This window comes from uncultured Jatrophihabitans sp., from assembly GCF_964252635.1.
Lineage (GTDB): Bacteria > Actinomycetota > Actinomycetes > Mycobacteriales > Jatrophihabitantaceae > Jatrophihabitans.
Genome location: NZ_CAXUNP010000061.1, coordinates 3,498 through 17,474, shown reverse-complemented (window position 1 = coordinate 17,474; position 13,977 = coordinate 3,498). Strand labels below are relative to the sequence as shown.

17 protein-coding genes are annotated in these 13,977 nt (G+C 71.9%); 9 read left to right on the top strand and 8 right to left on the bottom strand.

The window, feature by feature from the left end; genetic code table 11:
* Together ACFFCA_RS18505 and ACFFCA_RS18500 are read left to right on the top strand one after the other, a co-directional pair.
* Positions 1–858, top strand: an 858-nt coding sequence (locus ACFFCA_RS18505; protein ID WP_375487512.1) for a GIDE domain-containing protein, incomplete at its 5' end; no start/stop codon positions are given.
* 62 nt (positions 859–920) lie between these two features.
* Positions 921–1,361 carry a hypothetical protein gene (locus ACFFCA_RS18500; RefSeq protein WP_375487510.1) on the top strand — a complete coding sequence of 147 codons (441 nt, stop codon included), beginning with the start codon at positions 921–923 and terminating at the stop codon, positions 1,359–1,361.
* Between the two features lie 33 nt (positions 1,362–1,394).
* Here the strand turns inward: ACFFCA_RS18500 and ACFFCA_RS18495 are convergent, their stop codons facing one another.
* From ACFFCA_RS18495 to ACFFCA_RS18480, 4 genes are all read right to left on the bottom strand, one after another.
* Positions 1,395–2,333: a hypothetical protein gene (locus ACFFCA_RS18495; protein ID WP_375487508.1), complete on the bottom strand. Its 939-nt coding sequence runs from the start codon at positions 2,331–2,333 to the stop codon at positions 1,395–1,397.
* Between the two features lie 13 nt (positions 2,334–2,346).
* Positions 2,347–2,640, bottom strand: a complete 294-nt coding sequence (locus tag ACFFCA_RS18490) for a type VII secretion target (protein WP_375487506.1) — start codon at positions 2,638–2,640, stop codon at positions 2,347–2,349.
* 108 nt (positions 2,641–2,748) lie between these two features.
* The gene (locus ACFFCA_RS18485; protein ID WP_375487504.1) at positions 2,749–3,120 is read right to left on the bottom strand and encodes a hypothetical protein; all 372 of its coding nucleotides are present in this window, start codon (positions 3,118–3,120) and stop codon (positions 2,749–2,751) included.
* A 27-nt stretch (positions 3,121–3,147) separates the two neighbouring features.
* Positions 3,148–4,131 (bottom strand): ribose-phosphate diphosphokinase, encoded by a 984-nt coding sequence (locus ACFFCA_RS18480; RefSeq protein WP_375487502.1) that lies wholly within the window; start codon positions 4,129–4,131, stop codon positions 3,148–3,150.
* Between the two features lie 157 nt (positions 4,132–4,288).
* On the opposite strand from ACFFCA_RS18480, the gene ACFFCA_RS18475 reads away from it, so the two are divergent.
* Positions 4,289–5,212: an MFS transporter gene (locus ACFFCA_RS18475; RefSeq protein WP_375487500.1), complete on the top strand. Its 924-nt coding sequence runs from the start codon at positions 4,289–4,291 to the stop codon at positions 5,210–5,212.
* 221 nt (positions 5,213–5,433) lie between these two features.
* Entirely contained in the window at positions 5,434–7,284 is a 1,851-nt protein-coding gene (lepA, locus tag ACFFCA_RS18470) for a translation elongation factor 4 (protein ID WP_375487498.1), read from the top strand.
* Between the two features lie 3 nt (positions 7,285–7,287).
* Here lepA and ACFFCA_RS18465 read toward each other — a convergent pair whose 3' ends face one another.
* The 3 genes from ACFFCA_RS18465 to ACFFCA_RS18455 are packed head-to-tail and all read right to left on the bottom strand — an operon-like array spanning position 7,288 to position 9,297.
* Positions 7,288–8,256, bottom strand: coding sequence for a zinc-binding dehydrogenase (locus ACFFCA_RS18465; RefSeq protein ID WP_375487496.1), 969 nt, complete (start codon positions 8,254–8,256; stop codon positions 7,288–7,290).
* Between the two features lie 20 nt (positions 8,257–8,276).
* Positions 8,277–8,543 (bottom strand): DUF6295 family protein, encoded by a 267-nt coding sequence (locus tag ACFFCA_RS18460; protein ID WP_375487494.1) that lies wholly within the window; start codon positions 8,541–8,543, stop codon positions 8,277–8,279.
* A gap of 1 nt (position 8,544) precedes the next feature.
* Positions 8,545–9,297, bottom strand: a complete 753-nt coding sequence (locus ACFFCA_RS18455; protein WP_375487492.1) for a dienelactone hydrolase family protein — start codon at positions 9,295–9,297, stop codon at positions 8,545–8,547.
* An 86-nt stretch (positions 9,298–9,383) separates the two neighbouring features.
* On the opposite strand from ACFFCA_RS18455, the gene ACFFCA_RS18450 reads away from it, so the two are divergent.
* From ACFFCA_RS18450 to hemW, 4 genes are all read left to right on the top strand, one after another.
* Entirely contained in the window at positions 9,384–9,833 is a 450-nt protein-coding gene (locus ACFFCA_RS18450; protein WP_375487490.1) for a ribonuclease domain-containing protein, read from the top strand.
* A complete protein-coding gene (locus ACFFCA_RS18445; RefSeq protein WP_375487488.1) occupies positions 9,830–10,084 on the top strand; it encodes a barstar family protein in 255 nt (84 codons plus the stop codon). The genes ACFFCA_RS18450 and ACFFCA_RS18445 overlap by 4 nt, the downstream gene beginning before the upstream one ends.
* Positions 10,085–10,161: 77 nt before the next feature.
* The gene (locus ACFFCA_RS18440) at positions 10,162–10,965 is read left to right on the top strand and encodes a glycosyl hydrolase family 18 protein (protein WP_375487486.1); all 804 of its coding nucleotides are present in this window, start codon (positions 10,162–10,164) and stop codon (positions 10,963–10,965) included.
* Positions 10,966–11,227: 262 nt separating this feature from the next.
* Positions 11,228–12,454, top strand: coding sequence for a radical SAM family heme chaperone HemW (hemW, locus tag ACFFCA_RS18435; protein ID WP_375487484.1), 1,227 nt, complete (start codon positions 11,228–11,230; stop codon positions 12,452–12,454).
* Positions 12,455–12,475: 21 nt separating this feature from the next.
* Here hemW and ACFFCA_RS18430 read toward each other — a convergent pair whose 3' ends face one another.
* Positions 12,476–12,790, bottom strand: coding sequence for a type II toxin-antitoxin system VapB family antitoxin (locus tag ACFFCA_RS18430; protein WP_375487482.1), 315 nt, complete (start codon positions 12,788–12,790; stop codon positions 12,476–12,478).
* 116 nt (positions 12,791–12,906) lie between these two features.
* Between ACFFCA_RS18430 and hrcA the strand changes: the two genes are divergently transcribed.
* Positions 12,907–13,926, top strand: coding sequence for a heat-inducible transcriptional repressor HrcA (gene hrcA, locus ACFFCA_RS18425; protein WP_375487480.1), 1,020 nt, complete (start codon positions 12,907–12,909; stop codon positions 13,924–13,926).
* The last annotated feature ends 51 nt before the right edge of the window (positions 13,927–13,977 follow it).

Below are 13,977 nucleotides of genomic sequence, written 5' to 3'. Positions count from 1 at the left end.
CACCCCTCCGACGCAGACCCCGACCCCGGCGCCCGGGCCCGGTCGGGACCGGCCGGTGAGGTCGACTCCGAGCCCGTCCGCCCGCCGGCGCAGGGCATCCTCGACACCTTCGGCCGGGCCCGCCCGATGACCGTCGGCAACGCCGTGCGAGTACCCGGTTCGACGGTCCGCGTCGCCGGCCGCGCGGCTCCCGGCCCTGGTGGGCCGCTGCGCGCACCGCTCTCGGGCGCCGAGTGCGTCTGGTACCGCAGTGTGGTCTTCCGGCGCATCCGGGACACCTGGCTCAGTCGCAACCCGCCGCTGCAACCCTTCAACGCGATCGCGCCGTCCGACCTGCCCTACCAGCGGAGCACGGGCCGGACCTACGGGTTGACCGGAGTGCCGTTCGGGTCCGACCGCAGCTCCACCGCCGCCTTCGTGATCGAGGACGGTACGGGGACGCTCGCTGTCGACCCGACGCGGACGGACGTCGACACCGACGTGTTCGCGATCAACACCGTGGTGTTCGTCGACGACCCGTCCCGGGAGACGAACCGGCTCGGCTACGGCGGCGGCCCCTTCGACAACCAGGAGGTGCACACCGAATGGATCATCCCGGTCGGTGCCCCGCTCCTCGCCGTCGGCACGGTGGGGCAGGGGCCCGGACCGGTCGCGCTGCTCGCGTCCGAGCACGACGTCGCGCTGGTCAGCACCAAGCCGGAGCAGCAGATCCTGAGCCGCAACCGCGCGACGGTCGACCCGGCCGCCGCACACCTGCCGTTCGCGAACCCGCGCTCGGTGTACCTCCTCGTCGGCGCGGTGGTCGGTGTCGCCCTCGTCGTCGCGGTGATCGTCGTGCTGGTGTTCGTCGTTCCCTGACCTCGGCGGCGCGGGCCTGACATACTCGGGCGCCCCGACCGCGCCACCGAGGAGCAGCGTCCATGTCGACGAACGACGACGCCTACCGCCAGATCGAGCAGGCCGAGCAGGCCATGCGCCGGGCCGAGGCCCAGCTCGGCAACTTCCAGACCCTGCGCCCGCTGCTGGCCGAGCTCGTCGGCCACGCCGATACCGCCGACGACAAGGTGCACGTGGACTGGACGGCGCAGGGCCTGTCGCGGCTGGACATCGACCCGCGCGCGATGCGGTTGCCGTCGGAGGACCTCGCCGCCGAGATCCGGGCCGCGATCGCCGCAGCCATCGCGGACCTGCGCGAGCAGACCCGTTCCGCGCTGGCCGCCGCCGGCCTGGGCACCGGCACCCCGCAGTCGGCCGAGGACGTGCGGGAGCAACTCGCCCAGCTCCGTGAGACCACGGTGGACGGGGCCCGTCGGGCGATGTCCGACCTCGACCGTGCCGTGGAGCGTCGCAGCCCCCGCTGACCACCCAGCCTCCGTCGACTCCGGCGGACGCTGCTACCGGTGCTGCTTCGGCTCCGGCTCGCCCGCGCCCCAGTTCTCGTCGTCGGGGTTGGGCTCGTCGCCCGGGATCAGGGCGTCGGCGAGCGACCTGAGCGCAGGCGTCACCCCGTAGCTGTTCGCGTTCTCGCCGACGCGGTCCTTGGCCCGCTCGGTGGCGTGTTCGTGGAAGGGCGTCTCGGGCGCCCGGTGCTTCGGCACGCCGGCCTCGTGCCGGCCCGGCTCTCGAGAATCCTTCGCCGAGTAGGCCGCCAGCGCGACCTCGGCGGAGCTGTCGATCGCGGCCTTGCAGAAATCGAGCAGCGCGGCGTTGTTGCCGTGCCCGGACTGTGCACCCAGCTCCGCACCGTCGGCGATGGCGATGGCGGCGGTGGCCGCCGCCATCAAGGCGATCATGATCGCGGCCGACGCGTTGATGACGGACAGGCAGGTGTAGGTGACCGCCTCGCCCTCGGCGAAGAGCGCCTCGCTGGGCCCGAGGTCGCCCACCACGCTGGCCGCCGCGGCGTAGAACAGGCCGGCGTTGAAGGCCTCGACGGCACCGATGGCAATACACGCGGCGGGCCAGGCCGCGAGCGGGACGGTGAGCGCGGTCAGGGTGATGGCCACCGCCTCGGCGTAGTTGTGGCTGTCGCCGATCTCGGCGGCCAGGTTGCTGATCTCGGTGTCGAAGCGCTCGCGGTCGGCACCGGTCCAGAAGTCGCGGGGCACCTTGGCGGCGGCCGCGGTCAGGTTCTGCTGCGCCTCCTGCAGCTTCGCGGCGCCGTCGTACCACTTCGCGGCCGCCTCACCCACCGTGATGGGCCCGCCCGCGCCGTTGTCCATGGTCTTGGACATGTCGAACGTCGCCGGCGCCCAACAGCTGGCGAACTCGACCATCCGCTCGGCGCCCTGCACGGCGAGCCAGACGCCGTCGTCCGCGGTCAGCAGTGCCATGTGGGTCTCCTTCTCAGCGCGAGACCGTGTTGGCCTCTTCGGCCCGGTCCCAGGTCTCGGCGGTGGACGTGAGGCGCTCCTGCACCGATTCGATCTGCTTGGCCTTGCGGTCGGCGTCACGGACGGCGAACGAGTGCGCGCTGGGGTAGAGGACGGCCATGTCGAGACCCAGCTTGCTGAACGAGCTGCCGCCGATCTCCCCGGCCTCGATGGCCTGCGCCGCCCCCTCGAGGGACTCGCGGACCTCGTCGAGGCTCGTCGCGAGCGCCCTGAGGGCGTCGGTCGTGATCTTCTCTTCGCCTGACACGGGGCCCTCCCAGCTGTGGATGCGCTGAAACCGACCCTAGGTCAGGCCGACGGGCGACGCGACGCAGAACGCCGGTTCGACACCGGTCCGTAAGACCCGTGGAACGCCTCAGCGGGCGCGCACGCTGACCAGCTCGAACTTGGTGTAGAGGTAGGTCCGCAGGCCGTCGGTGCTGCTGACGACGTCGGCCACCGGCTGGTCCTCGGACTCGTCGTCACCGTAGATCATCGGCGTGCCCTCGTCGTCGAAGTACACCCCACCGTCCACCGGCGCCAGGTCGGTGAGCTGCACGACGACGTAGCGGCCGCCGAGCTGGCCGAGCAGCGTCCGGATCTCGGCGCTCTTCGCGTCCGCCTCGCGGGCATAGACGCCGACGACCTCCTGCCAGTCGTCCTCACCGGGCGTGGTGTTCACCAGGTCGCCCTTGGTCAGCGAGGCGGCGGGCAGGCGGAATTCGACGGCGGTGCGCGGATCGGTCATGGGGGTCATCCTGCCGGATGAGTCGCCTCAGCCGAACGGGAGCTGGGGTTGCGGCGGTCCGTGCGTGGGATCGACGCCGTCGAACAGGCTGCTGATGGATTCGCCGCCGTGGATGCGGGAGATGGCCTCGGCGAACAGCGGCGCCACCGACCGCACCGTGAGCTGGGGCCAGTCGTCGGTCGGCGGGGGCACGGTGTCGGTGGTCACGACCTCGCTCACCAGCGGGTGGTCGCGCAGCCGGGGGACGGCCTTGCCGGCGAACAGGCCGTGGGTGCAGGCGATCGCCGCGCCGGCGCAGTCCTGCTCCGCGAGGCGCTCCAGGAGCTCGACGATGGAGCCGCCCGTCGCGATCTCGTCGTCGAGGACGATGGCCCGCTTGCCCTGCACGTCCCCGACGATCGCGTCGATGACGACCCGGTCGTCGGCCAGGCGCTGCTTGGACCCCGCCGCCACCGGCAGGCCGAGCAGGCGCGCGAACTGGGTGGCGGTCTTGGCGTTGCCGAGGTCGGGGGAGACGACCACGGTGTTGTCGAGGTCGCGCCCGCGGAAGTGGTCGGCCAGCTCGCCGATGGCGGTCAGGTGGTCGACCGGGACCGAGAAGAAGCCGTGGACCTGGGGTGCGTGCAGGGTCATGGTGAGCACCCGGTCGGCGCCGGCGGTGGTCAGCATGTCCGCCACGAGGCGGCCGGCGATCGAGATGCGGGACGCGTCCTTCTTGTCCGAGCGGGCGTAGGCGTAGTGCGGGATGACGGCGGTGATCTGGGCGGCGGACGCGCCACGCGCGGCGTCGAGCATCAGCAGCAGCTCCATGAGGTGCTCCTGCGTGGGTGCGACCAGGGGCTGGACGATGTAGACCTCGCGCTGACGGCAGTTCTCGTGCAGCTGCACGTACAGGCAGTCGTTGCTGAACCGGCGGATGTCGACGCCCGACAGCGGTACGCCGAGCGAGTCGCAGATCGACTGGGCCAGCGGCCGGTGGGCGTTGCCCGAGAACACCACGACGTCGTTCATGCGCCAGCGCCGCCCATGCGAGCAGGCTAGCCCGACGCGCGGCCCGGTCACAGGCCCGCTGTGGCCCTCCTACAACGGCGCCGGCCGGGCCGGGCCGCATATTCGGACCACGGGACGGGTACGGCACGGTGAATACCCAATACAAACGGAGGTCGTCATGGCCAAGGATCACGCTCCCGGAGCGAAGCGCAAGGTCGCTCGCTCCCGGGGAGCCCTCAGCGGCGTCGCCCTCATGGTGCTCGGCGCCTGGGGCGCCCTCATCCCCTTCATCGGGCCCTATTTCAACTTCTCCTACACCCCGGACAAGGCGTGGCAGTGGGACGCGGCGCGCGGCTGGCTCGAGGTGCTGCCCGGCGCGGCCGCCTTCCTCGCCGGTTTCCTGCTGCTCACCAGCAGCAGCCGCACCGTCACCCTCGTGGCGTCCTGGATCGGCGTCGCCGCCGGCGCCTGGTTCGTCGTCGGCCTCGAGCTGGCGAACGAGTGGCACATCGGATCGCCCGGCAGCCCGGCGAACAGCGGCTCCGGCATCCGCATCCTCGAGACGCTGGCCATGTTCACCCTGCTGGGCGTCGCGATCGTCTACTTCGCGGCCACCGCCTTCGGGCGGCTCTCGGTGGTGTCGTTGCGTGACCAGCACGCCGCGGAGCGCCGCGAGGAGAAGCTGGCACGCGAGAACGCCGAGGCCGACGCCGAGGCGGCTCGTGCCCGGCAGTCCCGGCGCGACGACGACGACCGCGATCTGCGCGACAACCGCGACGACCGGGGCGATGTCCGCGACGACCGCAACGACCTCCGCAACGACCGCGATCTCCGCGACGACCGTGGGTCGGACCGCGACCGCTACGACGACCGCCAGGACCAGGGCGGGCGGCACGAGCAGCCCGCAGCCGACGGCCGCGGGGTGGACGACCGGCAGTACGACCGCTCCGCGACGGACGGCCGGTCCGTGCAGCAGGACGTCGGCCGGCAGGGTCAGCAGCCCCCGGCAGACGGTCAGTTCGCGCCCACCGGGCCGGGAACGGCACGCGGCACCGCCACGGCACCGCCCGAGCCGGCGAAGCGCCACTTCTGGCAGCGCTGACCTGAGACCGAACGCACCGGTCGACGGGCCGACCCCACCGGGTCGGCCCCCCCCCCGCCGGGCCCACCCGCCCCCCCGCAAGGCCAAAAGGCCCGCGGGCACACCCGGCCCCCGCCCCCTGCGCGCGGCGGCCCCCTGCCCCCCCCCCCCCGGGCGCCGGGCCCCCCCCCCCGGGGGGGCCCCGCGCCGGGCGGTCCGAACCGGCCGCCCGGCATGGCAAAATGGCAGGCGTGACCTCCGTAGGCCGGACGGATCCGGCTCGGATTCGCAACTTCTGCATCATCGCCCATATCGATCACGGCAAGTCCACGCTCGCCGACCGCATGCTGCAGCTCACCGGCGTCGTCGATGAGCGGCACGCCCGCGCGCAATACCTCGACCGGATGGACATCGAGCGCGAGCGCGGCATCACCATCAAGAGCCAGAACGTGCGGCTGCCGTGGATGAGTCGCGAGACGGGCGTCGAGCACGTCCTGGACATGATCGACACCCCCGGGCACGTCGACTTCACCTACGAGGTCAGTCGCAGCCTCGCCGCCTGCGAGGGCGCGATCCTGCTCGTCGACGCCGCACAGGGCATCGAGGCGCAGACGCTCGCGAACCTCTACCTGGCGCTCGAGAACGACCTGCAGATCATCCCGGTGCTCAACAAGATTGACCTGCCCGCCGCACAGCCGGACCTGTACGCCGCCGAGATCGCGCACATCCTGGGCTGCGAGGCCGACGACGTGCTGCGCATCAGCGCGAAGACCGGCCAGGGCGTCGCCGAGGTCCTCGACCGCGTCTGCCGCGACATTCCCGCACCGGTGGGCGCAGCCGACGGCGCCCCGCGGGCGATGATTTTCGACTCCGTGTACGACATCTACCGCGGGGTCATCACCTACATTCGCGTCGTCGACGGGCACTTCACGCCGCGGCAGCGCATCAAGATGATGTCGACGGGTGCCACCCACGAGCTGCTCGAGATCGGCGTGATCTCACCCGAGCCGGTACCGACCGACGGCTTGTCGGTGGGCGAGGTCGGCTACCTCATCACCGGGGTGAAGGACGTCCGGCAGTCCCGCGTCGGCGACACCGTCACCGACCTGGCCAAGCCGGCCGAGGAGTCGTTGGGCGGGTACCGCGACCCGCGCCCGATGGTCTACTCCGGGCTGTATCCGCTGGACGGGTCCGACTACCCAATCCTGCGCGACGCACTCGACAAACTGCGCCTGAACGACGCGGCGCTGGTGTACGAGCCGGAGTCGAGCGCGGCGCTCGGCTTCGGGTTCCGGTGCGGGTTCCTCGGGCTGCTGCACCTCGAGATCACGCGCGACCGCCTCGAGCGCGAGTTCAACCTGGACCTCATCAGCACCGCGCCCAACGTGGTCTACCGCGTCGTGCTCGAGGACGGCGGTGAGCACGTCGTCACCAACCCCTCGGACTGGCCCAGCGGCAAGAAGATCGCCGAGACGCACGAGCCCGTCGTCAAGGCCATGATCATCGCGCCGAGCGACTACATCGGCGCGATCATGGAGCTCTGCCAGGAGCGCCGTGGCCAGCTCGGCGGCATGGACTACCTGTCGGAGACCAGGGTCGAGCTGCGCTACACCTTGCCGCTCGGCGAGATCATCTTCGACTTCTTCGACCAGCTGAAGTCCCGTACCCGAGGGTATGCCAGCCTCGACTACGAGCTGTCCGGGGAGCAGGCGTCCGAGCTGGTGAAGGTCGACATCCTGCTGCAGGGGGAGACGGTCGACGCGTTCTCGGCGATCGTCCACCGCGACAAGGCCTACGCCTACGGCACGATGATGACCGGCAAGTTGCGCAAGCTCATCCCGCGTCAGCAGTTCGAGGTGCCCATCCAGGCGGCCATCGGCGCCCGGATCATCGCGCGCGAGAACATCAGCGCCATCCGCAAGGACGTGCTGGCCAAGTGCTACGGCGGCGACATCACCCGCAAGCGCAAGCTGCTCGAGAAGCAGAAGGAAGGCAAGAAGCGGATGAAGATGGTGGGCCGCGTCGAGGTCCCGCAGGAGGCCTTCATCGCCGCCCTGTCGTCCGACGACACCGCGGCCGCCGGCAAGAAGTAGGCCTCAGACCTCGAGGACGATCTTCCCGACGAGGTCGCCGGACGCGATCGCCGCGATGCCCTCGCCGGCTTGTTCGAGCGGCAGCGTGCGGTCGATGACGGGGCGCAGCCCGGTGGCATCCAGGAATGCGATGAGCTGCTGCAGCTCGGCCTTCGTGCCCATCGTCGAGCCCACGAGTTCGAGCTGCAGGAAGAAGAAGCGGGCCAGGTCCGCCGGCGGGTTCGGTCCGGACGTCGCACCGGAGATCACGATGCGGCCGCCGGGCTTCAGCGCCCGCGCCGAGTGCGCGTAGGTCGCCTCGCCGACGGTCTCCATCACCGCGTCGACCTTCTCGGGCAGCCGGGCGCCCGAGGCGAAGACGGCGTGGGCGCCGAGCTCCAGGGCGCGGGCCTGCTTGGCCTCCGTGCGCGCGGTGGCGAAGACCCGGAAACCCGCTGCGCGGGCCATGGCGATGCACGCGGTCGCGACGCCGCCGCTGGCGCCCTGCACGAGCACCGACTGCCCGGGCTGCAGCCCGGACTTCGTGAACAGCATCCGGTAGGCGGTGAGCCAAGCCGTCGACAGGCAGGCGGCCTCGGCGAAGGAGAGGTCCTCGGGCTTGGGCACGACGTTGCGGGCGGGCACGGCGACGTACTCGGCCAGCGAGCCCTGGTGCTTCTCGGACAGCAGCGTGCGGCCCGGGTCGACGGTGTCGTCGCCCGTCCAGCCGGGGGTGTTGATCACGGCGTGGACGACGACCTCGTCGCCGGTCGACTCGTCGATGCCGGCGGCGTCGCAACCCAGGATCATCGGCAGCTGCTCGGCCTTGATGCCGACGCCCTTGAGCGTCCAGAGGTCGTGATGGTTCAGGCTCGCCGCCCGGACCGCGACCCGCGTCCAGCCGTCGGGCACCTCGGGCTCGGGGCGTTCACCGACGACGAGACCGTTCAGCGGCTCGTCGGGGTTGATGGACTCGGCATAGACGGCGCGCATGCACCGACCCTAGCCAGCCGTCAGGTCTTCAGCTCGGCGGGTGCGCTGGCGAGGGCGGCCTGGATGGCCGCCACCAGCTCGAGCGCGGACGCGGCGGTGAGCTCCACCGCCACCCGGGCGGCCGGGCCCTTGGCCGGTGCGGCGAGGTCGATGTTCAGCGTGTGCTCGGCCATCGCGTGGACGGGGTGGTCGAAGTACACCGTCGCGTCGGTGACCTTGAACCACGAGCCGTTCGGGCCCTTGGCGCTGCCGGTCATCCGGGCGGTCATGGTCGCGTAGGTGCACACGTCAGGCCTCCGTGGCGGCGAGGTGGGTGCCGAAGAAGGACTCGACTTGTTCCCAGCCGTCGTTGGCCGCCTCGGGGCGGTACGAGGGACGGTCGACGGAGAAGAACGCGTGCCCGGCGCCGTCGTAGCGGTGGAAGTCGTAGGTCTTGCCGTTGTCGCGCAGCAGCTGCTCGAACTCGTCGACCTGCTCGGGGCTGGGATGGGAGTCGTCGTTGCCGAACAGCCCGAGGACGGGGCAGCGGATGTCGGGAATCCGGTCGACCAGGTTCGTGACCTTCAGCGGGAAGTCCGCCGGCGGCGTGCCGGTGACGAAGGCGCCGTAGCAGTCGACCGCGGCGTCCAGGTCGACGGTGGCCGCGGCGAGAACGGCCTGCCGCCCGCCGGAGCAGTAGCCGATGGCACCGACCTTGCCGTTGTTGGCGGTCAGCCCGCGCAGGAACGCGGCGGCGCCGGTGACGTCGCCGACGAGCCGGTCGTCGGGCACCCCGCCCTTGGCGCGGCCGGCCGCCGCCGCGTCGGCGGGGTCGGCACCGGGCGCGTCGCGCCAGTAGAGGTTGGGGCAGATCGCGTCGTAGCCCAGCTCGGCGAAGCGGCGCACGATCTCCTTGCTGGCCCGGTCGTAACCGGGCATGTGGTGGATGACCACCACGCCGCCGCGGCTCTCCCGGCTGTCGGGGGTCGCGAGGTAGGCCTCGATGTCCTCCTCGCCCGCACCCTTGATCATGATCGTCGTCGCGCTCAGCGAATCACCCATGACTCGATACAAGCACCCGGCGCCCGACCGGTGGACGCGACCCCTGCCGTCGGCGGCCCGGCAGTCGTCGCCCCTAGAGTCGGAGGGTGCGCAGACCGTTACGCCGGACCCGCCGGCCGCTGATCGCGCTGCTCGCCCTCGTGGTGGCGCTCATCGTGGGCTACGCCGTGAACGCGTCGACGTCGCACGACTCGTCGCACGGACCGACGCCCACTGCGTCCTCCTCCACCGGCTCGCCAGACCCGACCCGCTCCGACGAGGTGGCGCTGTCGTCGCTGCCGCGACAGGTGGCGGCCACGGTGCGTCTCATCCGCGCCGGCGGCCCGTTCCCGTACCCGCGCAACGACGGCGCGGTGTTCCACAACTACGAGCACGTGCTACCCCGCGAACCCGACGGCTGGTACCACGAATACACGGTGCCGACGCCGGGTTCGGACGATCGCGGTGCCCGGCGCCTCGTCACCGGACGGTCCGGGGAGTACTTCTACACCGACGACCACTACGACACCTTCAAGCGCGTGGACGTGAACCGGTGACCGCGTCCGGGTCGCTGCGTGACGCGATCGCCGACGTGTACCGGCAGGTGGGTGCACCGGCGTGGGCGTCACCCAACCTCGACGGGCTGGCCGACGTGCTGCGCGACCTGAGCTGGCTGCCCGACGCACCGGTGACGGTGCGGGTGCCGTCCGCACCGCCCGACGACCTGGCGCGTCTGCTCGCGGTCCTGGCCGACGCCGAGGCGCGGACCGCCGGCAGCGAACGTCCGGTGCGCGTTCTCGTGGGTTGAGCGCCCGCTCGGGAGAGTCGGGTGCCGTGGTGGCGTCGACGTCTCCCCGCGTGCAGGACGGGCGGCATGATGTGCCCATGACGGTGACCCGGGCGCTCACGATCGCGACGGCCGCTGTCGTCGCCGTCTGCTCACTGACGGCGTTCACGGCCGACGGCCGACACGCCGACCGGGCCGGGTCCGCGCCCACCGTGATCGGCTACGTCGAGTCCGGTGACGGGCCCGCCGCGCTGCGCCGCAACCTGCCGTCGCTGACCGTTGCCGCCGTCGACGGCGTCAACATCAACGGGGCGGGAACCCGGGTCTCGTTGGTGGACGCCGGCGCCCGCGCCATGCTGGCCGCGACGCACCGGGCGCGCCGGAGCGCCGAGCTGCTCGTCGGCAACTTCAGCAGCCGTCTCGGGGACTTCGACCCGGCCGCCGCTCACCGGCTGTTCTCGTCGGCGCAGCACCGCAGGACGGTCATCGCGGCGCTGGTGACCGACGCCCGCCGGGGATGGAACGGCATCCACCTGGACCTCGAGTCGTTGCGCGCAACCGACCGCGCCGGGCTCACCACCTTCACCCGTGAGCTGCGCGCCGCGCTGCCCCGCCGCACCTCGCTGAGCATGGCGGTGATGGCGAGCACGACACGTCAGGGCTATCGGCAGCTGGGCTACGACCTTCCCGCTCTGTCGCGGTTGCTCACCCGGTTGGTGCTGATGGGCTACGACCAGCACGGCCCGACGTGGACGAAGGCCGGGCCCGTCGGCGGCCTGCCCTGGGCGCGACGGACGCTGCGGGCGATGCTGGCCTCGGTGCCGCGGACCAAGGCGGTGCTCGGCGTGGCCGGGTACGGCTACACCTGGCCCACCCACGGCACCGGGACCGCAGCTGAGTGACCGAGCGGCACGCCGGGCCGCGGGATCATCGGCCCGGTGGGACGCCACCCAGGGGGAGTGGCACGGACGGCTCGCCAAGGGCGGCACCGTGTGGTGGTCGGACGCCCAGTCGCTGCAGCGCCGGAGCGCCCTGGCCCGGTCGCTGGGGGTGCACACGCTCGCGGTGTGGTCGCTGGGTCTGACCGACGACCTGCCGCGCAGCGACTGACCGGATCGGCAGGCCCGACCGGGCGCGGTCCCGGCGTGCCGCACACTGGTGGACGTGCCGTCCGCGCTGCCCCACGGTGATCCGCCGCCGCCGAGTGGTCGGCTGAACCGCGCGACCCTGGAGCAGGCGGCCGGAGCCCCGTTCGGCGTCTACGTCCACGTGCCGTTCTGCTCGACGCGGTGCGGCTACTGCGACTTCAACACCTACACGGCAGAGGAGCTGGGCCCGGGCGTCAGCCGGGGCAGCTACGCCGACACCATGCTGCGCGAGCTGCGGCTCGCCGAGGTGGTGCTGGACGGTGCGCCGCCTCCGGCGTCGACGATCTTCTTCGGCGGGGGCACGCCCACCCTGCTGCCGGCCGAGCACCTCGGGCTGATCATCCAGGAGATCGGGGACCGCCTCGGGCTGGCGGACGACGTCGAGATTACGACGGAGGCAAACCCGGAGACGGTGACGCCGGCCTACCTGGCGGCGCTGCGGGAGGCGGGGTTCACCCGGATCTCGCTGGGGATGCAGTCCGCGGTGCCCAAGGTGCTGTCGGTGCTCGACCGCACCCACCGCCCAGGACGACCCGAGGCGGCGGTGGCCGAGGCTCGTGCCGCGGGCTTCGAGCACGTCAACCTGGACCTCATCTACGGTTCGCCGCACGAGACCGACGCCGACTGGCAGGCGTCGCTGGACGCCGCGGTCGGGGCGGAGCCCGACCACGTCAGCGCGTACGCCCTGGTCGTCGAGCAGGGCACGGCCCTGGCTCGGCAGGTCGCGCGGGGCGTTGTGCCGGCCCCGGACGACGACGTTCTTGCCGACCGGTACCTGCAGGCGGACGCCACGCTGCGCGCCGCAGGCTTCGAGTGGTACGAGGTCTCGAACTGGGCGACCTCCGACGCCGCCCGCTGCCGGCACAACGAGCTGTACTGGAGCGACGCCAACTGGTGGGGGCTCGGCCCCGGCGCCCACAGCCACGTCGGCGGGGTGCGCTGGTGGAACGTCAAGCACCCGGTCCGCTACGGCGCGCTACTCGACACCGGCAGCAGTCCGGCCGCGGGCCGGGAGACCCTCGACGAGGGCGCGCGGCTGACCGAGCGGGTGATGCTCGGCGTGCGGCTGCGCGAGGGGATCGGCGTCGACACCTTGCCCGCGTCGTCGTCGCGGGTGCTTCCGCAGCTCGTGAGCTGGGGGCTGCTCGACCCGCCGGCCCTGGACACCGGCCGGGTGGTGCTGACCCAGCGCGGCCGGCTGATGGCCGACGCGGTCGTCCGCGAGCTGCTCGTCGACGCCTGACCGGCAACGCGTGAGCAGCCGTCAGCCGCTGCCCTTCTTGAACGCGTCGAGGTCGAGGATGCGCACGTGCAGCGTGTTGCGGCCCTGCAGTGCTGCCCGCAGCGCCCGGTGCAGCCCGTCCTCGAGGTAGATCTCGCCGTGCCAGTGCACGCCGTGCGGGAACAGGTCGCCGTAGAAGGTGGAGTCCTCGTCGAGCAGATGATCCAGCTCGAGCTGCCGCTTCGTGGTGGTCAGCTCGTCGAGGCGGATCGTGCGGGGCGCGACGTTGGCCCAGTCCCGGGCCGACAACCCGTGGTCGGGGTACGGACGACCGTCACGTACCGCCTTGAAGATCACGTGCTACCCCGCAGTTGCCACCGGCATGTCCGTCGCGACCCTATCGTCACCGGGACACCGATGCGCGCCACTAAACTGGACGCACACACCCGGGAACCCGGAGGGGAGGCGACGGCATGGCGACCGAAGACCGACGGCTCGAGGTCCTGCGCGCCATCGTCGCCGACTTCATCGCCACCAACGAGCCGGTGGGCAGCAAGGCACTCGTCGACCGTCACAACCTGGGTGTGTCGCCTGCCACGATCCGCAACGACATGGCGGCGCTGGAGGAGGACGGGCTGATCCACCAGCCCCACACCAGCGCGGGGCGGGTGCCGACCGACGCCGGCTACCGGCTGTTCGTCGACAGCCTGACCGAGATCAAGCCGCTGTCCGGGGCCGAGCGGCGCGCCATCCACACCTTCCTCGACGGCGCGGTCGACCTCGACGACGTGCTGCACCGCGCCGTCCGCACGCTCGCGCAGCTGACGCGCAACGTCGCCGTCGTGCAGTACCCGTCGCTGTCCCGCAGCCGTATCCGGCACCTCGAGCTGGTGATGCTGAATGCGTCCCGGCTCATGCTGGTGCTCATCACCGACACCGGGCGCGTCGAGCAGCGCATCGTCGAGCTGCCCGCCGACGTGGCCGAGCCGGTGGTCTACGAGCTGCGCGCCACCCTCAACGCGCGGCTGCGCGACCGGCTGCTGGCCGAGGCGCCCGAGGTCGTCAGCGAGCTCCCCGCCCACGTCGTGCCGGAGCTGCGCGGGCTGCTCGTCACCCTCACGTCGGTGCTGCTCGAGGTACTCGTCGAGCCGAGCAGTGACCGCATCGTCCTGGGCGGTACCGCCAACCTGACCGAGCGCACCCTGGACTTCCCGGCCATCCGCCCGGTGCTGGAGGCCCTCGAGGAGCAGGTCGTGCTACTGCGCCTGCTCGACGAGTCGGTCGCGTCGAGCAAGATCGTCGTGGCCATCGGCAACGAGACCCAGCACGAGGGGCTGGCCGGGGCGGCGGTGGTGTCCACCGGCTACGGCGTGCGGGGGGCCGCGCTCGGCGCCGTCGGCGTGCTCGGGCCGCGCCGCATGGACTACGCGCACACGATGGCGCGGGTGACGGCGGTCGCACGGTACGTGGGGACGTTGCTCGAGGACCGCTGAGCGACGCTTGCGGAGCGAGCATTGTCACTGAGCGACGCTTGCGGAGCGAGC